The organism is Thalassospira sp. HJ (assembly GCF_000948415.1).
Classification (GTDB): domain Bacteria; phylum Pseudomonadota; class Alphaproteobacteria; order Rhodospirillales; family Thalassospiraceae; genus Thalassospira.
Genome location: NZ_JYII01000012.1, coordinates 623,603 through 643,306 on the forward strand (window position 1 = coordinate 623,603; position 19,704 = coordinate 643,306).

Genomic DNA, 19,704 nt, shown 5'->3' on the forward strand with positions numbered 1-19,704 from the left:
ATCGGGCAGGGGCGGTTATAGGCTGCGCGCCAGACGCAGGATAATCGCCCCGCCCAGCGTCATCATGGTTGAGGACAACTTCACAAGGTTAAGCTTCTCACCCATGAAGAACACGCCAATCAGAAGGGCAAAGACGATACCGGTTTCGCGTAGTGCGACCACAAGCGGGATCGGTGCCTGCGTAAAGGCCCACATGACCGTGGCATAGGCCGCAAAGGACGCGGTGCCCCCAACCACAAAGACCTTTTTGCCGGATCTTGCAATATCGGCCAGCATGCGCGGGCGCATGAAGGTTACGATCACGGCAAAGATCACAACGTTGCCAATCGTCTGATAGCTGTAATAGCCAAGTGCCGTTCCAGCCAGCCGTGCGCCCGTACCATCGACCAGTGAATAGCTGCTGATAAAGCAACCGGTGACGATGGCGGCAACGGCAGCATTGCGGTTGCGCAGACCATCGGCCTGACGGGTGATGCACATACTGATGATGCCAACCCCGATCACGACAATCGCCAGCCACTCACTGACATGCAGGGTAACCCCCATGATCAGCACCGAAACGGCGGCAACAATCAGCGGCGAAGATCCGCGTGCAATCGGATAGACCTGGCTTAGATCACCAAGGCGATAGGCCAGGATCAAAAACAGCTGATAGCCGATATGGAGCCCGATGGAGCCAATCAGATAGGGCCAGCTTTCCGGGGCCGGAAGATCAACCAACGGCAAAAGGATCAGAACAATCGGCGTATGACCAAGCACAATCGCCGTCATGTTCATCAGTTTGTCAGCGCCACCCTTGACCAATGCATTCCACACGGCATGCATCAGGGCAGCACCCATTACGGCAAGAAACACAGTCAAAGTCATGGCGGGGCAATCAATGTTACGATTTTGTGACGCAATCATTGATGCTTAGCATGCAGTTTGAAAAACCACCAAACCGAACTTGACTGGGCTGCTATGTGGTGGACGCCGTAGGCTCGACATTTTCGCGGGTTGTCGATGCGGATTTCGGTTTGCCATCAAAGAACCGTGTCGCGCCAATTGGTGGCGCAATGAAATCGCCATCGGCAATTCCGGCATCCTTGCGTGCGGTGGCCAGTCGCTGGGGCGGCTCATCCACCGGTTCGGCTGTAAGCACAAAGGTGCCCCAGTGAATGGCAAGTGCTTGTTTGACGCCCATTTTCTGCATGATCTGAATGGCTTCTTCGGGATTGCAGTGGGAGTTGCGCATGAAATCGCGGGGGTCATAGGCCCCGATGGGGATCAGACCAAAATCAATCCCGCCATGGATGGTGCCCATTTCAGTAAACAGCGCCTCGTTCCAACCCGTATCACCGACAAAATAGAACCGGTAACCATCTGCGAATTCGAGAACATAGCCACCCCACAGCATTTCCTTGCGGTCCTTGGTAGTGCGGCTTGACCAATGGTTGGACGGCACGTGGGTGATTTTCAGATCATCATGATGATGGCTTTCATCCCAATCGAGCTCGACATAGCGATCAGCCGTAATGCCGGCCTTCTCCAGAAGCGCGCCGTTCTTGAGCGGCAGGACGTAGCGCGGCGCGTTGCCAAGTTCCGTCAGGCTGGCAAGATCGAAATGGTCGTAGTGATTGTGTGACAGCAACACCAGATCAAGCTCGGGCAGCTGATCAATGGCAAGGCCCGGCTGGGTATAGCGTTTCGGACCAAGGCGCCTGAACGGGGATGCGCGGTCGGAAAAGACCGGGTCGGTCAGGATATTAAGCCCGCCATATTGCACCAGAACCGTGGCATGGCCGACCCATGTGACCTGCAGCCGGGCCGGGTCCGGATTGCGGATGGCCTCATGATCGGGTGTCTCGGTCGCGATCTTGCCGATCTGATGTTTGGCCTTGGGCCAGTTGTCATCGCCAAAATAGCGCCGCCGCAAGAAATGCCAGAAGGACCGTTTGACCGTGTCGGGCAGGGGATGGCGGTTTTCAAAACCGGTATCGGTGTGATGGTCGCGTTTTGCTTTTTGCTGCACGTTTTTGTCCTGATCCGGTTTGGGCGTGATCGCCATGCTGCGCTTTATACGGGCCTTTATAAGGTAACGGGCAATTTCACCTGCGCAAGGGAAAGGCCGGAATGCGGGGCATGCTTTCCGGCCTTTCGGGGTGCTTTCGCAGGTGCTGGGACGCAACCCGCGAAAGCAGGGGGGGGACTGGTTGGTTACTCGATCACGGTTGCGTAGGTTTCCAGCGCCGGGGTTTTATCAATCAATCCCTGTTTGACCATGTAGTCGGCAAAGCGGGCATAGCGGGCCTTATCAAGGGCTGCCGGGCGCAGGGCAAAGCGCGGAATGGTATCGGCCCATGCCTTGATATTGAGTTCGTCATCAAGGTTCGGATAGGCAGCAATGAAGGCCTTCCAGCTGTCATCGGGATGGTTGATCAGGTACTGCACACCTTCTTCAAGGGCTGCCAGCATGCGGGCGTAGCGCGGATCATTGGTCTGATCATTGCGCACTGTCAGGATCAGCTCGTCATAGGGCGGAACGCCTTCTTCCTCGACAAAGAATGCCTTGCCGGGCTTGCCTTCGATTTCCATCTGATTGAGTTCGAAATTGCGATAGCCGCCAATGATCGCATCGACCTGACCGGAATAAAGCGATGGCGACAGCGAGAAGTTCACATTGATCAGCTCGACATCGTCAATCGATACCCCGTGACTGGCCAGCATGGTGCCAAGCAATGCATCCTCAAACCCGGCCAGCGAATAACCGATCTTCTTGCCTTTAAGGTCGGCGATTTCCTTGATCGGGCCATCTTCGAGCACAATCAGGCTGTTAAGCGGGGTCGCAACAAGAGTCCCGATGCGGGTCAGTGGCAGGCCTTCGGCAGCCTGAACATGAAGCTGCGGCTGATAGTTCACTGCCACATCGCCCTGACCAGCCGCAACCAAGCGCGGCGGCGCGGACGGATCGGATGGTTCGATCAGTTCGACATCAAGATCATGATTGGCAAAAAAACCCTTTTCCTTGGCAACGATCAGCGGCGCGTGATCGGGGTTAACGAACCAGTCCAGAAGGATGGTCAGCTTGTCTGCGGCAAAGGCCGTGCTGGACGTTGCCAGAACAGCAGCCCCAAGGCTTGCCGCGGTAAGCATGGATTTCAGGCGTGACATGGAAGAACCTCCGTATTTATGCGCCGTGCATTCATTGTGTAAGGGATGGTGTCGCTGCCCATCGGGCTGCGAAATTCTTTTTATTGTGCCGGTTTCAGACTGTCGGGTTGCCATGGCAGGGCTGCGCGCAGCACGCGATCAACAATGAAATATTGCGTGATCGAAAATGCACACAGGATCAGAAGACAGGCAAAAACCATATCGATCTGAACCCGTGCATTGGCATGCAGCATCAGATAGCCCAGCCCATGACTGGACCCGACCCATTCGCCAATCACCGCCCCAATCGGGGCGACTGCGGTGGCCACCCGAAATCCCGATGCAAAGGCGGGCAGGGCAGCAGGCAAACGGATATGGGTCAAAAGTCGCCAGCGACTGGCCCCCATGGTGCGTCCCAGATCAAGCCAGCCGGTTTCAGTCCGTGACAGGCCATCGAAAAAGGCCACCGTCACCGGGAAGAAAATGATCAGGGCGGCCATGGCGATCTTGGAAGCCAGACCAAAGCCCAGCCACAGCACCAGAAGCGGGGCCAGGGCAAAGAACGGAATGGCCTGCGAAACAAGCAGGATCGGCATCAACCAGAAACGCACCGGTGAAAACAGCGCCATCGGAATGGCCGCCAGCGTGCCAAGCGCCGCCCCGGCAAACAGACCGATCACGGTTTCCGCAATGGTATATTGCGCGTGATCGAACAGCACATCATGCCTCGCGATCAGGGTCGTCCAGACATCGGCCGGGGTTGGTAGCATGTATTTTGGCGCACCGGTGACGATCACCAGCACCTGCCACGTGGCAATCAAAGCGACGACGATTATCAGCGGGCGGGCCAGCATCAGCCAGCGACGCTCGGAAAGCGGTTTTGATTTGGTCTGATGATTGATTTGATGGGTCATGCCGCGCCCTCCGATGGCTCGGCCCCAAGCTGGCCAAGCAATTCGGCCTGTTGGGCCAGAATATCGGGGACGGCAATGTTGCGCGGGCTTTGGCCCTTGGGTGTGATGGCATCCTGCAAACGTGCCGGGCTACCAGACAAGACATGGACACGATCACCTAGACGCAGCGCCTCAAGCGGGTCATGGGTTACCAGCAATACCGTCTTGCCGCGCAGAACTCGTGCGGCGAGTTCCTGCAGACGCAGGCGGTTGAGCGGATCAAGGGCCGAGAATGGTTCATCCATCAGAACGACGGGGCGATCTTCCATCAGCGTTCTGGCAAGGGCTGCGCGCTGCTTCATGCCGCCAGACAGTTCGGCGGGGCGCAAATGGGCGGCATCAGCCAAGCCGACCTCACTTAACAAATGTGAGGCTTTGTCATGTTTGGGTTTTTCACCGCGCAGGACCGCGCCCAGCACCACATTTTCATGCACGGTGCGCCAGGGTAAAAGCAGGTCCTGCTGCGCCATATAGGCCACGCGACCGGCAAGCGGGATATTATCGGAACAGGTGATGGTACCGCTAACATCGCCTTCAACAAGGCCCGCGAAGTAACGCAAAAGCGTGCTTTTCCCAACCCCGCTTGGCCCCAGAAGGCAGGTGAAGCTGCCTGCCTGTAACGTCAGGTCAAGGTCATGGAAGATGTCGGTCGCGTTAAACGCAACGCGTCCGCCACGCAGGGCGATATCAAATTTGGTGGGATTTTGCGCCGTCGGGGGCGCTTGTTCTGTGCTGCGCATTCGATCCTTCCTACGCCGGTCTTAACCGGTTCAGGTTCAAAGGGTCGTTCGGCAACACCGAACCTCTCAGCCGATTTACGATCGGCCCCCCCGGAGATCACGGGACTATGCGCAGACAAAACGCAGACGTCAAGGTTTGTGACAGAAAAGTAAATGAGATCGGCCAAATGAAATGCGAGGCTCCCTCAGGTTTCCTCATGAACCTGATCAAGCGTCTTGCGCACCGCATTGGCCAGTTCGCGGTTGTTATAGGGCTTGTTGATCAGCGGATAGACCGGCTTGTCCGCCGCACGTTGGTGCAGGACATCGGCGGTAAATCCCGAACAGGTCAGAACCGCAAGATGGGGGCGGCGTTCACGTGCCTTGTCGGCCAACTCCAACCCGTTCATGCCGCCGGGCATGACGATGTCGGTAAGGACCATGTCGATGTCATCGCGTTCTTCAACGATGGCAAGACCTTCCTTGCCGCTATGGGCGGTGATGGTCTTGTAGCCATATTCGCCGAGGACCGAGGCCGCGATTTCGGCCAGTTGCTGTTCGTCATCAACAATTAGCACAGTCTCGGTGCCATGTTCGGGCTCGGCTTCGCTGTCAAAGGCAGAATAGGGGGCCTTTTGACCGTCATCATCGGCAAATGGCAGGTAAATTCTGAACGTCGTGCCCAGTCCGACCTCGGAATAAAGCGATATATAGCCCCCCGATCGTTTGACAAAGCCATACACCATGGCAAGGCCAAGACCGGTTCCCTTGCCGCGTTCCTTGGTGGTGAAGAAAGGCTGGAAGATTTGTTCGGCGACCTCAGACGTCATGCCCTTGCCATCGTCGCTGACGATCAGTTCGACATAATCACCTTCCGGGACTTTTTGCACGGAGGGCACCGTGACGGCATCAATATGCGAAACGCGGGTCTCGATGGTGAGCTGGCCGCCTTCGGGCATGGCGTCGCGCGCATTGACGGCAAGATTGATGATCGCGTCCTCGAAATCGCCGCCATTGAGGCGCACCGGCGGCAGGTCTGCCGACAGTTTCAGATCAAACGAGATTTTTGACGTGATTGACTTGCCAATCAGTTCACGCAGTTCGACTAGAATATCGTTAATCACCAGGGCTTCGTTTTCCTCTGGCGCCTGGCGTGAGAAGTTCAACAAGCGCCGTGTAAGAGTGGCCCCCCGTTCCGCCGCAGTCATGGCCTTGCTGACAAATTTCGTAATGGGTGAGTCTTCTTCAAGCTTGCGCCGGGCAAGGTCGAGGTTGCCGACAATGATACCCAGAAGGTTGTTGAAGTCATGGGCGACCCCGCCGGTCAACTGACCGATGGCTTCCATCTTTTGCGAGCGGCGCAATTGCTGTTCAAGGGCATGTTCGACAGTCAGATCGGTGATCGAGGCAATGAAATGGCGGCGGCCCTGCACGTTCATCTCGGCAATACCAAGGTTCATCGGAAATAGGGTGCCATCCTTTGTCTTGCCCGTGACCTCGCGGCCCTTGCCGATGATCTGGGCATCGCCTGTGGTGAGATAGTTTTTAATATAGGTGTGATGGCGTGAACTGTCCGGGTTGGGCATCAGGGTCGAGACATTCTGACCAATAACTTCCTCGGCACTATAGCCAAAGATGTTCTCGGCCTCGGGATTGAAGCCCTCGATCACGCCGGTTTCATCGGCAAAGACAATTCCGACCGTGACACTTTCGAACGCCACCCGGAACCGCTCGCGGGTTTCAATCAGGGCGGTGATGTCACGTCCGGTGCCGCGATAGCCAAGGAAGGTACCAAGATCATCAAATACCGGCACGCCAGAAATCGAAATCGTCAGCACAGTATGGTCATTGAGTTGGACCTGATACTGGAAATCGCGAAACGGCTGACGGGCTTCGAGAAGTTCGTAATGCTTGCGCCATTTGGGGGTGTCGGTCGGTTCGGCCGCATACTCGTCGCGCCGCTTACCCTTAACATTATCAATGTCAAAGTTTGGTACATCGGCAGCACGGATACTGGTATCCTTGACGCGATGTTCCGTATCGCTTTCCCAGACCCAGTCCGATGCGGTCTGAGTGAAATCGCGGAAACGCTTTTCGCTGTCGCGTAATTCTCGTTCTTTGGTTTTGAGCTCTGTGATATCGGTGCGGACACCGACAGTGCCGCCGTCTTCGGTTCGCTGTTCTGAGATCAGAAGCCAGCGGTCGCCAACCTGCTGTTCAACGCGACTTCTGGGTTTGCGATGTTGTTCCATACGATCAGCAAGCCAGATGTCCTCAACCCCGACGGCATCGGGGAAGGCACCGCGTGAAAGGCCGATGCGTAGGATATCTTCAAGGCGGTTTCCGGTTTTTATTGCATCCGCGAGGGTCTTGTATATTTCACGATACACATCGTTGCAGATCACCAACCGGTCGTCGGCATCAAACAGAGCAAAGCCCTCGCTTGAGGATTTCAGGGCATGCTCAAGCACTTTTTTGGCGGCTTGGGCCTCATCAAGGGCCTTGTGGGCATCCTCCTGCGCGCTGAATACGCGCTTAATCACATGCATGATCTGGGAATATGTATAGGCGGTGGCGACACCAATGGCAGCGATCCCCAGCGTGATCAGCATGATGGCGGTAGCCTTGAAAGGCGCGATCAACTCGTCACGGGTGATTTTGACCAGTACGGCGACGGACATCTTGGGCACCGGGGCATAGGCGATAAGAAGTTCATTGCCGTGGTCATCATCCACCCACATCAGTCCGGACTTGCCATTGAGCCCTTCAATCATGGGTTTGGCGTAGTTGGACTCAAGCGGGACCGGGGCGTTATGATCGCGTTCCTTGATCTTGGTTTCCTGATGAACCAGAATTTCAATCGCGTCGCCTTCCTGATGCACGATCAGAAGTTCTTCGGTGCCCTCAAGTGCCGAAAGAGCGTTGAATGCGTCCGTGACCTGCGACAGGGTCGCACCAAAGGCGCTTTGTTTGTTTTCGGTCGGTGCTGCACGATAGTCGTAGGCGGCTACCGCGTTGATCAGTTCGGCATTGGTTTTTGCCAGACTGAGCATTGATGCGCTGCGTTCCTTGAGCATGTCCTTGTAGAGAACCTGAAGCGCACCGATCCCAATGACCAGGGCAACCAGGATTATCGGGGTCAGGATTTTCGCAAGGAGCAGGGGCTTTTTCATCTGCGTGCCGTCACTCTGAAGTTGTACCCGAATTCAGGACAAGAAGCGTTCTTCGATTTCTTCGGGCGAAATGGGGCGCGACATCAAAAAGCCTTGACCGATTTCACAGCCCAATTCCTTGAGCCAGTCATAGGTTGACTGATCCTCGATCCCTTCGGCGACGACGTGCATGTTAAGACCGTGGGCGAGTGACAGCGACATCTGGGCAACCGCCTGACATTCACGGTCGGTGATGGCTTGGCGAATAAAGGACTGATCGATCTTCAATTCATTGAACGGCACGCGTACCAGTTGCTGCATGGATGAATAACCGGTGCCAAAATCATCAATCGACAGATTGAAATTTTTCATCCGAAGCCGCGTCAGGATATCCATATAGGAGCTGACATTTTCCATGATGGCGGTTTCGGTCAGCTCGATGATGATCTTTTCCGGCGCGATATCACGGGCCTTGATCATGTCATCAAGCTTTTCGGGCATATCCAGATCAACAACGGTGGTTGGTGATACGTTGATCGACATGGTGATGTCGTAATCACGCCATTTCGCCATCTGCGCCATGGCTTCTTCAAGCACATATTCCGTCAGAGGATTGATAAGCCCCGATTGCTCGGCCAGCGGGATGAAAAGCCCGGGATGGATCAAGCCGCGTGTCGCGTGTTGCCAGCGCAGCAATGCCTCGACACCGGCGATCTTGCCGGTCTTGAAATCGAATTGCGGCTGATAAGCCAGAAAGAATTCGCGTTGTTCAATGCCGCGGCGCAGCCCTTGTTCGGTTGGCAGGGCAGAGGGCGGGTCTTGCGGGCGGTGTTTTTGGGGGATGAATTTTCCAATGACCGCTTCGAGCTGATCAATCGTGAACGGCTTTTCAAGCACGCCCAGCACTTCCATCTTGCGTTCGGAGGCCAGTTCTGATGCGGAATGCAGGATCGATTTGTCCTTGCCGCTCATGAGGATAAGCGATGCACGTGAACGGTTTTCATGCAGAAAGCGGATGATTTCAATGCCGTCAAGTTTCGGCATGAAAAGATCAAGGATGATGATGTCAAACGCCGTCGAATAGGCCCGGACAAAATCATCCGCATCGGATACGGCAACCGCATTGTGACCGATGGCGGTGACCGCGTCGGCAACGAATTCGCTCATATCCGTTTCATCATCGATGATCAGAATGTTGATCTGATCCGTCTTCGAAATATGCAAGGATGGTCTCACCAGATGTCAAAAAGAATACGCCAAAAGGCCCGGGAAAAACTGTCCATTAAGAACGATATGGGGAGACTATCGGGATGTATAAGGGGCGATATCCTCATTTGAGGATATATTTTTGCAACCTCGGCGCGATCAGGGATGCAACCCCGTTCTGGCAGGGCGGGTTATCCGGGGCTTTTGATTAAATCCAGTCTTGCACCGGCCCAAGAAACCCGTCACTTCTGACGATATATCTGCATCATTATCCGGTTTGAAATGGTGAACCTGCCCGACCACAGAACCCCAGACGTTCCAACCCGCATGATCGCGGCCGAGATCTATCGCGGGTCAAGCTATGGCCCGAAACATCCGCTCGCGATCCCGCGGGTGTCGCTGGTGGTTGATATGGTTCATGCGCTGGGTTGGGTGGATGAAGAAACCTATCTGACCGGGCCGGTGGCAACGCCCGATCAATTGGCGCGCTTTCATGACCCGGATTATATCGCCGCCGTCATGCAGGCCGAACGTGATCAGGCCTTGCCCGATGCGTTGATGAAAAAGTTTGGCCTCGGTAAAAACGGCAATCCGATTTACCCGGAAATTTTCCGGCGTCCGGCGACCGCAGCCGGATCATCGGTGATGGCAGCCAAGCTGATTGCCGATGGCGGGATCATCCATCATCCGGCAGGAGGCACGCATCATGGCCTGCGCGATCGGGCATCGGGGTTCTGTTATTTCAATGACCCGGTTCTGGGAATTTATGCCTTGCTTGATAGCGGGTTGGACCGGGTCCTTTATGTCGATATCGACGCCCATCACGGGGACGGGGTGCAATACGCATTTGCCGAGGATGAGCGCGTTCTGACCGTATCGATGCATCAGGAAGACCTGTGGCCCAAAACCGGCGCAATTGATGACATTGCGGGCGGCATGGCGCGCAATCTACCGATGCCGGGCGGCATGCATGATGACGAGATGCGCTACGTCCTTTTTGAATATTTGATTCCTCTTGGATTAAGTTTTGCGGCGCAAGCTATTGTTTTGCAATGTGGATGTGATACTCTTGCAGAAGATCCACTGTCCAGACAGCTTTTGGGCAATCAGTCGATCTGGGAAGTCGTGGGGACGATGACCCGATTGGCACCCCGAAGTCTGGTTCTTGGCGGCGGAGGATATAGTCCATATGGCGTTGCACGCTGTTGGTCCGGGGTGTGGGCAACCATTAACGGGATAGAAATACCTGATGTGTTACCCATCACAGCGGAAAATATCCTGCGTGTCATAAAATGGTCGCATAGCCGTGGCAGACAGCCCGCAAGTGAGTTGTTTACCACACTTGCAGATCCATGGCGGGGTGGCGCCATCCGGGACGAGGTCCGGGAGCGCGTCAGAAGACTAAGAGGGTATGGGGTATGAAGTCGTTCTTTCAGATGGCTTTGGTTGTGTGCTTTGTCAGCGCGGCGGTTGTTGCCGGGCTGAATGCAAAGGCAACCGGATTTGAACGGTCGCGTCTTCTTGTTGATGGCGAAGTGTTCAATGTTGAAATGGCCGTGACACCCGAAGAAAGGTCACGCGGCCTGATGTTCCGTACCGAAATGGCCAATGATGCCGGCATGCTGTTTGATTTCGGCGGTGCCCGTGACATTTCGATGTGGATGAAAAACACCTTTATCTCGCTTGATATGCTGTTCATCGCAGCCGATGGCACGATTGTCGGCATAGAAAAGCGGACTGTCCCGCAATCTGAAACCATCATTCCGTCGCCAAGGCCCGTGCGCTTTGTGCTGGAACTGAATGGCGGTTCAGCCGACCGGATGGGCTTTGAAGTTGGTGAGAAGGTCGAAGGACTGCCGCGCTAACCAACAAAGCCCCGGCCAACAGACAGCCGGGCGATCAATCAGCAATAGCAAGGCCGCAGGTGATATCTGCGGCCTTTGGTTTTTGCGAAACTTGTTGTGCCATTTTTTACATAAAAACGCGTAATGCGGTCTTGCCCACCCAGCAAGATGGTGCTAAATCCACATCCGCGTCGGGGAGTAGCGCAGTCTGGTAGCGTACCTGCTTTGGGAGCAGGGGGTCGCGAGTTCGAATCTCGCCTTCCCGACCATTTTCCCCTTTTATCGTTTTTCGGATGCCCATCGGGATTTCCAATTGGCGATAAAAGGTGTAAAAGATGAAGGGATAGCAGGGGTTAGAGAGGCCCGCTTAACTGCCATCACCATCTTATCCCGACGGTCAAGACGAGGGTCCCGATGAAGGTCCGTGTTTACAAACCTGCCAAGAACGCCATGCAGTCCGGTCAGGCTGCAACCAAGCACTGGGTCATGGAATTTGAACCGGGTGCGAAAAAGGTTGCCGATCAGCTGATGGGCTGGATCGGATCGACCGATACCCGTGGTCAGGTCCGCATGTATTTCGAAACCCTCGAAGAAGCGCAGGCCTTTGCGGCCAAGCACAAGCTGATCGCGGATATCGAAATGCCGAAACCGCGCAAGGTTCAGATCAAATCCTATGCCGATAACTTCGCGTTCAAGCGCGTTGTCTGATCTGGCAACTGCCAGCGGCGATTGACCAATTTTCGGGGCGGATTTCCGCCCCGTTTCGTCTGACAGGGGACGTTAAACCCTGCACTCAGTCGGGCAGGCGTCCAAGGCCATGCCCCGGGGGATAAGCAAACCAGCCCCCACCCAGCGGTCCCTTAGCTCAACTGGATAGAGCAACAGACTTCTAATCTGTAGGTTGCAGGTTCGAGTCCTGCAGGGATCGCCATTTTTATCTTCCAATAGTGCAAAACAAAAAATCCGAAGCCCGCAAATCAGGCCCCGGATTTCAGGTGATCTCTGATGATCAGGCAGCGGGATGTTGATCCCGCTGGATCAGGTGTGATCAGTTCTTGGCTTCTGCCGATTTTTCGATGGCATCAAGAACCTTGTGCAGTTCAACGCCGTCAGCAAAGGTCGGTGCTGTTTTGGTGCCGTTTTTGATGTCATCGGCGATACGGGCATAGATGCCCGCCACGTTACGCGCACCCGGGAATTCCGGCATGCCGTCATAGACGGATGCATCTGGCATCAGATCGCTCAGTTCCTTTTCCTCGCCCTTGGCGCCCTTGATGGTCAGCTGAACCATCTGGGCATGACCAAGGCCGGCGGTGACCTGAATGTCACCTTCGGTGCCGTTGATTTCCCACAGAAGATTGGTGCCACGAGTTACGCCACCACGGTAATGCCCCGAAAGGGCCGCACCACTTGCCATGGTGCCCTGTACAAGAACCTGATCGGCGGCATTTTTCGGCTTTTCCTCGCCGGTTTCTGCGATCTTGACGGTGTCAAAATTACTCAGGACCGTGGCATCAAGGGTGCCGAAATCGCCCAGAACATCCTTGACCGCTGCCAGGGTATGACCCATCGGGATGTCCTGCATGGTTGCATAAGTTTTTGCTATGCGGATTGTGATCGGTCGTTTTATTCAAGGCCTTTTGATACCCTGTCTACACGATGAAGTTCGTCAAAATCTTTTATAGTGAAATTTGGTTTGAGCGAAGTCGTCGGAATATCTGCGCAATTGATGTTCATTTTACCAATAGTGCTCATAAACCACTGGTCAGTATCAGTGCGTGTAGGCTTGAGACTGAGATGTGTCATTCTATTGACGGAAAATGCCAAGAAATCAGCTATTTGAAGAAGCGGCTCACTTGAGGAGGAAGAGTAGGTTCCGGAAACGTTGACATTTAAGTCGGAAAAAAAAACTTCGCCAAACTGAGTGTTGGGTCTCTTTTTTCCCTCATCGATAAAAATCCACGTGTCTTCATCTAGCTTCTGAATTTCGCGCCTTAGTTTTAGACATAGAAGATAAAGGGACAAATCATCGCGATTTTTGGGGTCGAGGTTGTCAATCTTTGGGAAATTCTGTAGTGCTGGCTGATCGAGTAATGTTCTGTCGTCGATTGTTTGAATGTTTACGCGCCAGTTGTACAGATTGTAAATGTTTGCGAACGCAGAAATGATGGCTAAATTTTCTCCATTTGTCATATCGTTCCAAACACCATTTCTGTTGTATATATCAACAAAATGAAGTTCTTCAGGTCGGGCCGAAAGTTTCTCTCCAAAGAAATCTAAGCAGTTTGTAACTTGTTGCCGTATGTCATCAACTTGATCATTTGGAAATATAACTGCTACATGAGTTCTCCTGGCGCCAGTAACATACTTGCTTGGCGCAGAATCAACGGGTCCATACGTGTCATCAATTGCAATATACATGCTTCAATACAACAAAGATTTATTTTGTACTTGTATTACTAATATTCATTAATTCTTACTGAAAATCAACCATGGATTGATACGTGTTGTCTCGATGTTGCGTGGTCTTATCGCGCCGCCAGATACCGGCCCGGACGGTGGTTCAGCGCGATGATCAGGTTGAGGACCACTGCGCCGAGGATGGAGAGCAGGACCTTGTCAAACGGCAGGGTCAGGAAGGCGCAGATGAGGATCACCATATCAACGGCGAGCTGGAAATAGCCAGCGCGGATGTTGAAGTTTTCCTGCAGATACAGGGCGAGGATATTGACCCCGCCAAGGCCGGCGCGATGGCGAAACAGCATCAGCAGACCAATGCCCATCAGTGCACCACCTGCGACCGCAGCATAGATCGGGTTGAGCGTGTTGAACGTCACCAGCATCGGGGTCAGTTTCGAGAAGGCCGAGACCAGACCAACGGCGATGAACGTCTTGATGGTGAACGCCTTGCCCATGCGCTTGAAGGCCAGCCAGTAGAACGGCAGGTTGATCACAAAGAAGATCACGCCAAAGGACAGCCCCGTAGCATGTTCGATCAGAAGGGCTGCACCCGCAGTACTGCCGGTGACAAGGATGCTTTCACTATAAAGCGTCACACCGAGTGACACCACCATTGTGCCGAGCAATAGGGCCAGAACGTCCTCATACGGGCGATGGGCGATATCGTCTTTTTTCGGCGTGCTGGTGGTGGTTACAGTATCGGTCGTGTTTTTGGTGCTCATAAGCGAAATGCTGCCAGTTGGTTGATTAATTAGGGTCAGGACCTATTAATTTGGTTCGAATGGTTGATCGGATTTGTGCGGATACGCGAAGCAAAACCGCGGGAAGATGTCTATCTTTCAAGGTTTTGCGACAAAGTAGCCCGTGCAAATCCGTTCAATCCGAAGGACAGACGTTATATTTGCAAACTCCTGCGTCAAACCCCTTGTCCGGGGCACCAGCCCGCCCGGCGCGCTTTTCCTTGGATTTCACAAATATAACGTCTGCCATTCCAATCAAATTGATAGGCCCTGACCCTCATTAAAAATACGCCTTTCGCAGGTGCGAAACAAGCTGTGCGCAAGAAGGGGGTAAAAATCGCGCGTTTTTGACGTGGTCGTATCCCCAAACGCAAAAGACCGACCCAAACGGGGCCGGTCTTGGCAATTTTATGCGTGTTTGCGAAGGTCAGCGTTGCCGGGGTCAGGCGGCCTGATCCCATTTCGGGGCAAAGGACGGATCAATCAGGCGACCATCCGGTTTGGCCAGATCATGGATCGCGGTCATATCGCTTTCAGACAGCTCGAAGTCAAAGATGTCGAAATTGGCGGCGGCATTTTTCGGTGATCCCGATTTCGGGATGGCCATGACGCTGTCTTGTTGCATCAACCAGCGCAGCGTTACCTGGACGGCCGATTTGCCATATTTCTCGCCAATGGCCTTGAGCGTCGGGTCCTTCAGGACCGTGCCACGCGCAATCGGGCAATAGGCGGTCAGCAGCATGTCGCGTGCGCGCAGGCTTTCGAGCACCTTGGTCTGATCGAGATAGGGGTGATATTCGACCTGATTGACGGTGAGTGGAATGTTGCTCAGCGACACGGCCTTTTCGATCAGGGCGGTCGGGAAGTTTGAAATCCCGATCAGGCGTGTCATGCCAAGGTTTTTGACCTCGTTCAATGCCGCGATGGTTTCTTCAAGCGGTACGTCATCGGTCGGCCAGTGCAGAAGCAACAGATCGACATGTTCAAGATCAAGCTTGCGTAGGCTTTCCATGACCGAGGTTTGCAGATCGCCGCTCTGGAATTTGTCGTACCAGATTTTGGTGGTGACGAAATAGTCGTCGCGCGCAAGGCCGGATGCCTTCAGGCCGCGACCGACACCTTCTTCGTTGTGATACATCTGGGCGGTATCGAAATGGCGATAGCCGATCTTGGCGGCTTCCGCGATCATGGTCGCGGCATCGTCGGTATTGAGCTCATACGTCCCAAAGCCAAGGGCGGGAATTTCAACGCCCTGCCAGTTCCGGTAAATCATGCTGGTTTACCCCCTGTGAAGTTTGATTGTTGTGATTTTGGCTGTTCCCGAGGTCATGTGCAAATGACGATCAGGTGTCAGTTTGCCCGATATGTGCGCCAGATTTAGTCCAAGGACGCAAGGGCGCAACCTGTACATCAGGATGAGAAAGGCTGTGCATTCGGGGTGTTATGCGGGAATGCCTGATATTCGGGGCCTGAATTCAGGCAAAGAAAAAGGGCGACCATGGGTAATGAGTCGCCCGAAGTTCAGGACTTAGAGTGAGGCTGTATCAAGCCAAGAACGAGATTGCCCCAATCGCTGGGGGCAATCCTTGATGTGGCTCAAACGCCGCGGATTATTATTTGGCTGCGTTGTTTTCGCTGGTTTCGCTGACTGCGGCATTGAGATGATAGAGTGAGTCACGAATTACCTGCGGGCCGAGATCCTTGGTGATGAAGACAATCTTTGATCGATGGTCGTCACTGGGCCAGGCCGGCAGGGATGCCGGCGGGTGGAAAACGTGCTGCACGGCATGGATGGCGACCGGCGCATCTTCGCCCACCAGATTAAGGATGCCCTTTACCCGTAAAAGGCTTTCGCCGCGCATCTGGGTAAAGATTTCAGCCCAGGTGACAAACGCATCCCAATGGATCGGTTCATCGAAGATGATGCAGAAGGACCGGATGTGATCATCATGACGGTTCACGTCATGGCTGTGATCATGGTGGTGGTGCCCGTGATCATGGTCGTGAGAATGATCGTGCTCATGCCCATCATGATGATGGACGTCGCCATGTTGCTCATAGGCTTCATCACGCAGCCATTTCTGCACATCCATGCTTTTGGTTGTCGGATCATAGAGCCCGGCATTGAAAAGCTTCTTGACCGCAATATCGCCATTGATCACCGGATAGATGGGTGCTGCCGGATTAAGGGCGCGCAGGCGGGTTTCAAGTTCCGCCCGGGTGGCGTCATCGGCCAGATCGGCCTTGGTCATCAGGATGCGATCGGCAACAGCGGCCTGCTTGACGCTTTCCGGATGGTTATCAAGTTGCCCGGCACCATGGAGCGCATCGACCGTGGTGACCACACTATCAAGGCGGAACTTGGTGGTCAGAAGCGGGTCGGTCATCAGGGTGTGCAGGATCGGGGCCGGATCGGCAAGGCCGGTGGTTTCAATGATCACCCGATCAAATTCCGGGATTTCACCGCGCGTGCGTTTGACAAACAGATCGCGCAAACCCGAAATCAAATCGCCACGCACCGAACAGCAAATGCAGCCCGAATTCAGCAACACCACATCTTCGGAGACTTCGCGCACCAGAAGGTGATCAAGCCCGATTTCGCCAAACTCGTTGATCAGGACCGCGGTCTTGTCCATGCCATCCTGTGTCAGCAGGGCATTGAGAAGCGTGGTCTTGCCGCTGCCGAGAAAGCCGGTAATGACGGTGGTGGCGATACGGTCAAACTGTTCGTTGGATAGGGCCATGATCAATCAGGTTTCGTGGTTTGGGGCAGTGAAAGTGACAATGACAGTGGGGATTACTTCTTGCCGTAAAGCTCTTCGACCGAGACTTCCGGTTTGGAAATCACGACTTCTTCGCCGTCGCGTGCTGCGAAATAGAAACAGTTGCGCCGCCCGGTGTGACACGCCACCCCGATCTGATCGACCTCGACCAGAATGGTGTCCATGTCGCAGTCATAGCGAAAATCGACAAGTTTCTGCACTTGGCCGCTGCTTTCACCCTTGCGCCACAGTTTTCCGCGCGAGCGTGAGAAATAGCAGACCCGGCCGGTCTCAAGCGTCTCAAGAACCGCATCGCGGTTCATCCAGGCCATCATCAGCACTTCACCGCTGTCATGTTGCTGGGCGATTGCCGGGATCAGGCCGTTTTCGTTGAATTTCAGTTTGTCGGCAATCAGTGCATTTGAGCCCGTCATGGGGGTGCTCCGGTCGATGGTGGTTGACTTTTGACGTTCGGCGCGTCAGAAAATGATATATTATAACATTTCATCAGATGCCACGGCTTTTTGAAATCGGTGAAGCCTTAACTGCCGAAATCAGATGGCCGTCGTTACGAGATATTCAGCTATGAGCGATCTTTTCCCAAAAAAGGGCCACGATCACGACAGATGTGTGCATAGCGCACTTGCGCAGGCAGAGAAAGTCTGTGACAGCGAAAATGCCCGCTTTACCGACATGCGCCGCAAGGTCTTTACCCTGATCTGGCAATCGCACAAGGCGGTGACGGCCTATGAGCTGCTCGATGCGCTGACCGCCGAAGGGCAACGCGTGCAGCCGCCGACAGTTTATCGCGCGCTGGAATTTTTGACCGAGCTTGGGCTGGTACACCGTATTGAGTCGCTGAACGCCTATTTCGGCTGTGACCGGCCCGACTGCGAACATCTCGGCCAGTATTTCATCTGTACCGATTGCGGCCGCGTGGCCGAGGCAGTGAACGAGGATATGAGCAACGCGGTGCGCAAGGCCGCGCGCAGTGTCGGCTTTACCATTCAGGCGACCACGGTCGAGATCAAGGGGCTGTGCCATGACTGCGCCACTCATTGAAGGCCGCGACTTGGTCCTGTCCTTTGGCAATGAGCGCGTGCTTGATCAGGTATCGCTTGCCATTCATCCGGGCGAGATCATTACCCTGATCGGGCCAAACGGGGCTGGTAAATCTACACTGGTCAAAACGCTTCTGGGCTTGCAGAAACCAGATCATGGCGAGGTCGTGCGCAAACGCGGGCTTACAATCGGCTATGTGCCGCAAAAGCTTGCCATTGATCAGGTCCTGCCGATGACCGTGAAGCGGTTTCTGACCTTGACCCGGTCTGCCAGCCGGGCTGAATGCGAAGGCGTTCTGGGCCAGGTCGGGGCGGGGCATGTGATTGATGCGCAGATGAGCCAGCTTTCGGGCGGCGAGACGCAGCGTGTGATGCTGGCGCGCACACTTTTGCTGCGCCCGAACCTTCTGGTGCTAGATGAACCAACGCAAGGTGTCGATGTGTCCGGGCAGGCGGAACTGTATCGCCTGATTGAGGATATCCGCCGTGACCTTGGTTGCGCGGTTCTGATGATTTCACATGATTTGCATCTGGTGATGGCCAAGACCGATCAGGTGGTATGTTTCAACCGCCACGTCTGCTGCCACGGGCAGCCTGAAACCGTGCGCCAGCATCCGGAATACCGGTCGCTGTTTGGTGTGCGTGAGGCCGATGCAATCGGCATCTACCACCATGAGCACGATCATGAACATGATCTGTCGGGGCATGTTGTTGGCGGATGCGGCCATGATCATTCACACGACCATTCTCATGACCATCACCATCACGCACATGATCACGGCACAACCGTCAAAGAAGGGGCGGGCACACACCAATGATGGATGATTTTCTGTTTCGTGCCGTTCTGGGCGGTGTTTTGCTGGCTGTCGTTTGCGGTCCGTTCGGGGCGTTTATCGTCTGGCGGCGCATGGCGTTCTTTGGCGATATGCTCGCCCACACGGCCCTTTTGGGGGTCGCCCTTGGTCTTCTGATTGGGGTGGATGTGCGGATTGGCATGATTGCGACCTGTCTGGCAGCGGCGCTTATTTTGGCCTTTGGTCAGCGGCAATCACGGATTGGCAATGACACCGTGCTGGGCATGCTGGCCCATTCCACGCTGGCACTGGGTATGGTCGCGCTTGCCTTTGTCCAAGGCGTTGCCATTGATCTGATGGCGTACCTGTTTGGTGATATTCTGGCGGTCAACGCGGCCGATATCTGGCTTCTGGGTGTTGGTGGTGCGTTTGCGCTAGGGATCCTGACATGGATGTGGCGCCCGTTGCTGGCACTCACCGTCAGCCCCGAAATTGCAGCGGCTGAAAGCATCCCGGTCGAACGGTTGCGTTTGATCTTCATGCTGCTGATGGCGCTTGTGATCGGCATGGCGATCAAGATTGTTGGTGTTCTTCTGATCACAGCCCTTCTGATAGTGCCAGCCGCCAGCGCACGCTTCTTTGCCCGGACACCTGAGCAAATGGCGATTGGAGCAGGGATGTTCGGGGCTGCTGCCGTTCTGGCAGGCATTGCCCTGTCATGGCATGTCGATACGCCTGCCGGGCCGAGCATCGTGATTTCTGCAGCTGCGATCTTTATCCTGTCTGCAGGCTTTGCGCCGGTGATGCGCAAGTTTGTTTCGTAAAGCGGGTCGTATCGGTCGTGACAAAAGAAAACGGCGCGGAAATTCCGCGCCGTTTTTCAT

Annotated in this window: 19 protein-coding genes, 2 tRNA genes and 1 riboswitch; of the genes, 8 read left to right on the top strand and 13 right to left on the bottom strand. The window is 54.7% G+C overall.

The genetic code is table 11. The features are described 5' to 3' along the window. Positions 1-15: 15 nt before the first annotated feature. The 7 genes from UF64_RS11785 to UF64_RS11815 all read right to left on the bottom strand — a co-directional run bounded on the left by UF64_RS11785 (position 16) and on the right by UF64_RS11815 (position 9,177). Positions 16-867, bottom strand: coding sequence for a membrane protein (locus UF64_RS11785; protein ID WP_044829002.1), 852 nt, complete (start codon positions 865-867; stop codon positions 16-18). Positions 868-958: 91 nt separating this feature from the next. Then, a complete protein-coding gene (locus UF64_RS11790; RefSeq protein ID WP_235285042.1) occupies positions 959-2,011 on the bottom strand; it encodes an MBL fold metallo-hydrolase in 1,053 nt (350 codons plus the stop codon). Between the two features lie 185 nt (positions 2,012-2,196). Then, positions 2,197-3,150, bottom strand: a complete 954-nt coding sequence (locus UF64_RS11795) for an ABC transporter substrate-binding protein (protein WP_044828729.1) — start codon at positions 3,148-3,150, stop codon at positions 2,197-2,199. Positions 3,151-3,230: 80 nt separating this feature from the next. After that, on the bottom strand, positions 3,231-4,043 hold the full coding sequence (locus UF64_RS11800) for an ABC transporter permease (RefSeq protein WP_044828730.1): 813 nt from the start codon (positions 4,041-4,043) through the stop codon (positions 3,231-3,233). Further along, complete coding sequence (locus UF64_RS11805; protein WP_044828731.1) at positions 4,040-4,822, bottom strand: ABC transporter ATP-binding protein; 783 nt, start codon at positions 4,820-4,822, stop codon at positions 4,040-4,042. Before UF64_RS11805 ends, UF64_RS11800 begins: the two co-directional genes overlap by 4 nt. Beyond that, positions 4,813-4,924, bottom strand: a riboswitch (TPP riboswitch). (Overlaps the previous gene by 10 nt.) Before the next feature lie 83 nt (positions 4,925-5,007). Next, positions 5,008-7,974, bottom strand: a complete 2,967-nt coding sequence (locus UF64_RS19730; RefSeq protein WP_052657611.1) for a PAS domain S-box protein — start codon at positions 7,972-7,974, stop codon at positions 5,008-5,010. Between the two features lie 33 nt (positions 7,975-8,007). Continuing rightward, complete coding sequence (locus UF64_RS11815; RefSeq protein WP_052657612.1) at positions 8,008-9,177, bottom strand: EAL domain-containing protein; 1,170 nt, start codon at positions 9,175-9,177, stop codon at positions 8,008-8,010. Between the two features lie 264 nt (positions 9,178-9,441). Here UF64_RS11815 and UF64_RS11820 point away from each other — a divergent pair, with 264 nt between their 5' ends. The 5 genes from UF64_RS11820 to UF64_RS11840 all read left to right on the top strand — a co-directional run bounded on the left by UF64_RS11820 (position 9,442) and on the right by UF64_RS11840 (position 11,934). Beyond that, on the top strand, positions 9,442-10,581 hold the full coding sequence (locus UF64_RS11820) for an acetoin utilization protein AcuC (protein WP_044828732.1): 1,140 nt from the start codon (positions 9,442-9,444) through the stop codon (positions 10,579-10,581). Further along, positions 10,578-11,024 (top strand): DUF192 domain-containing protein, encoded by a 447-nt coding sequence (locus UF64_RS11825; protein WP_044828733.1) that lies wholly within the window; start codon positions 10,578-10,580, stop codon positions 11,022-11,024. The genes UF64_RS11820 and UF64_RS11825 overlap by 4 nt, the downstream gene beginning before the upstream one ends. 171 nt (positions 11,025-11,195) lie before the next feature. Then, a tRNA-Pro gene (locus UF64_RS11830) sits at positions 11,196-11,272 on the top strand. A 145-nt stretch (positions 11,273-11,417) separates the two neighbouring features. After that, on the top strand, positions 11,418-11,711 hold the full coding sequence (locus UF64_RS11835) for an ETC complex I subunit (protein WP_044828734.1): 294 nt from the start codon (positions 11,418-11,420) through the stop codon (positions 11,709-11,711). Between the two features lie 146 nt (positions 11,712-11,857). After that, positions 11,858-11,934 (top strand) — tRNA-Arg (locus UF64_RS11840). Positions 11,935-12,051: 117 nt separating this feature from the next. On the opposite strand, the gene UF64_RS11845 is transcribed toward UF64_RS11840, so the two are convergent. From UF64_RS11845 to hisI, 6 genes are all read right to left on the bottom strand, one after another. Then, positions 12,052-12,573 carry a Gfo/Idh/MocA family oxidoreductase gene (locus UF64_RS11845; RefSeq protein ID WP_200892672.1) on the bottom strand — a complete coding sequence of 174 codons (522 nt, stop codon included), beginning with the start codon at positions 12,571-12,573 and terminating at the stop codon, positions 12,052-12,054. A gap of 56 nt (positions 12,574-12,629) precedes the next feature. Next, positions 12,630-13,424 carry a DUF3800 domain-containing protein gene (locus tag UF64_RS11850; RefSeq protein WP_044828735.1) on the bottom strand — a complete coding sequence of 265 codons (795 nt, stop codon included), beginning with the start codon at positions 13,422-13,424 and terminating at the stop codon, positions 12,630-12,632. A gap of 107 nt (positions 13,425-13,531) precedes the next feature. Next, positions 13,532-14,185 (bottom strand): YitT family protein, encoded by a 654-nt coding sequence (locus tag UF64_RS11855; RefSeq protein WP_044828736.1) that lies wholly within the window; start codon positions 14,183-14,185, stop codon positions 13,532-13,534. 460 nt (positions 14,186-14,645) lie between these two features. Beyond that, positions 14,646-15,476, bottom strand: a complete 831-nt coding sequence (locus tag UF64_RS11860) for an aldo/keto reductase (protein WP_044828737.1) — start codon at positions 15,474-15,476, stop codon at positions 14,646-14,648. A gap of 340 nt (positions 15,477-15,816) precedes the next feature. After that, positions 15,817-16,947 carry a GTP-binding protein gene (locus tag UF64_RS11865; RefSeq protein ID WP_044829006.1) on the bottom strand — a complete coding sequence of 377 codons (1,131 nt, stop codon included), beginning with the start codon at positions 16,945-16,947 and terminating at the stop codon, positions 15,817-15,819. Positions 16,948-17,000: 53 nt separating this feature from the next. Continuing rightward, positions 17,001-17,399 (bottom strand): phosphoribosyl-AMP cyclohydrolase, encoded by a 399-nt coding sequence (gene hisI / locus UF64_RS11870; protein WP_044828738.1) that lies wholly within the window; start codon positions 17,397-17,399, stop codon positions 17,001-17,003. A gap of 151 nt (positions 17,400-17,550) precedes the next feature. On the opposite strand from hisI, the gene UF64_RS11875 reads away from it, so the two are divergent. The 3 genes from UF64_RS11875 to UF64_RS11885 are packed head-to-tail and all read left to right on the top strand — an operon-like array spanning position 17,551 to position 19,644. Beyond that, positions 17,551-18,027: a Fur family transcriptional regulator gene (locus tag UF64_RS11875; RefSeq protein WP_008890884.1), complete on the top strand. Its 477-nt coding sequence runs from the start codon at positions 17,551-17,553 to the stop codon at positions 18,025-18,027. Beyond that, the gene (znuC, locus tag UF64_RS11880) at positions 18,008-18,844 is read left to right on the top strand and encodes a zinc ABC transporter ATP-binding protein ZnuC (RefSeq protein ID WP_044828739.1); all 837 of its coding nucleotides are present in this window, start codon (positions 18,008-18,010) and stop codon (positions 18,842-18,844) included. The genes UF64_RS11875 and znuC overlap by 20 nt, the downstream gene beginning before the upstream one ends. Beyond that, the gene (locus UF64_RS11885; RefSeq protein ID WP_200892673.1) at positions 18,841-19,644 is read left to right on the top strand and encodes a metal ABC transporter permease; all 804 of its coding nucleotides are present in this window, start codon (positions 18,841-18,843) and stop codon (positions 19,642-19,644) included. The genes znuC and UF64_RS11885 overlap by 4 nt, the downstream gene beginning before the upstream one ends. The last annotated feature ends 60 nt before the right edge of the window (positions 19,645-19,704 follow it).

Coding starts and splice junctions, on each gene's coding strand:
- UF64_RS11865 (WP_044829006.1), bottom strand. CDS start 16,947: ATGGCCCTATCCAACGAACAGTTTGACCGTATCGCCACCACCGTCATT.
- UF64_RS19730 (WP_052657611.1), bottom strand. CDS start 7,974: ATGAAAAAGCCCCTGCTCCTTGCGAAAATCCTGACCCCGATAATCCTG.
- UF64_RS11800 (WP_044828730.1), bottom strand. CDS start 4,043: ATGACCCATCAAATCAATCATCAGACCAAATCAAAACCGCTTTCCGAG.
- UF64_RS11835 (WP_044828734.1), top strand. CDS start 11,418: ATGAAGGTCCGTGTTTACAAACCTGCCAAGAACGCCATGCAGTCCGGT.
- UF64_RS11845 (WP_200892672.1), bottom strand. CDS start 12,573: ATGGGTCATACCCTGGCAGCGGTCAAGGATGTTCTGGGCGATTTCGGC.
- UF64_RS11860 (WP_044828737.1), bottom strand. CDS start 15,476: ATGATTTACCGGAACTGGCAGGGCGTTGAAATTCCCGCCCTTGGCTTT.
- hisI (WP_044828738.1), bottom strand. CDS start 17,399: ATGACGGGCTCAAATGCACTGATTGCCGACAAACTGAAATTCAACGAA.
- UF64_RS11875 (WP_008890884.1), top strand. CDS start 17,551: ATGAGCGATCTTTTCCCAAAAAAGGGCCACGATCACGACAGATGTGTG.
- UF64_RS11785 (WP_044829002.1), bottom strand. CDS start 867: ATGACTTTGACTGTGTTTCTTGCCGTAATGGGTGCTGCCCTGATGCAT.
- UF64_RS11825 (WP_044828733.1), top strand. CDS start 10,578: ATGAAGTCGTTCTTTCAGATGGCTTTGGTTGTGTGCTTTGTCAGCGCG.
- UF64_RS11850 (WP_044828735.1), bottom strand. CDS start 13,424: ATGTATATTGCAATTGATGACACGTATGGACCCGTTGATTCTGCGCCA.
- UF64_RS11805 (WP_044828731.1), bottom strand. CDS start 4,822: ATGCGCAGCACAGAACAAGCGCCCCCGACGGCGCAAAATCCCACCAAA.
- UF64_RS11885 (WP_200892673.1), top strand. CDS start 18,841: ATGATGGATGATTTTCTGTTTCGTGCCGTTCTGGGCGGTGTTTTGCTG.
- UF64_RS11795 (WP_044828729.1), bottom strand. CDS start 3,150: ATGTCACGCCTGAAATCCATGCTTACCGCGGCAAGCCTTGGGGCTGCT.
- UF64_RS11820 (WP_044828732.1), top strand. CDS start 9,442: ATGGTGAACCTGCCCGACCACAGAACCCCAGACGTTCCAACCCGCATG.
- UF64_RS11855 (WP_044828736.1), bottom strand. CDS start 14,185: ATGAGCACCAAAAACACGACCGATACTGTAACCACCACCAGCACGCCG.
- znuC (WP_044828739.1), top strand. CDS start 18,008: ATGACTGCGCCACTCATTGAAGGCCGCGACTTGGTCCTGTCCTTTGGC.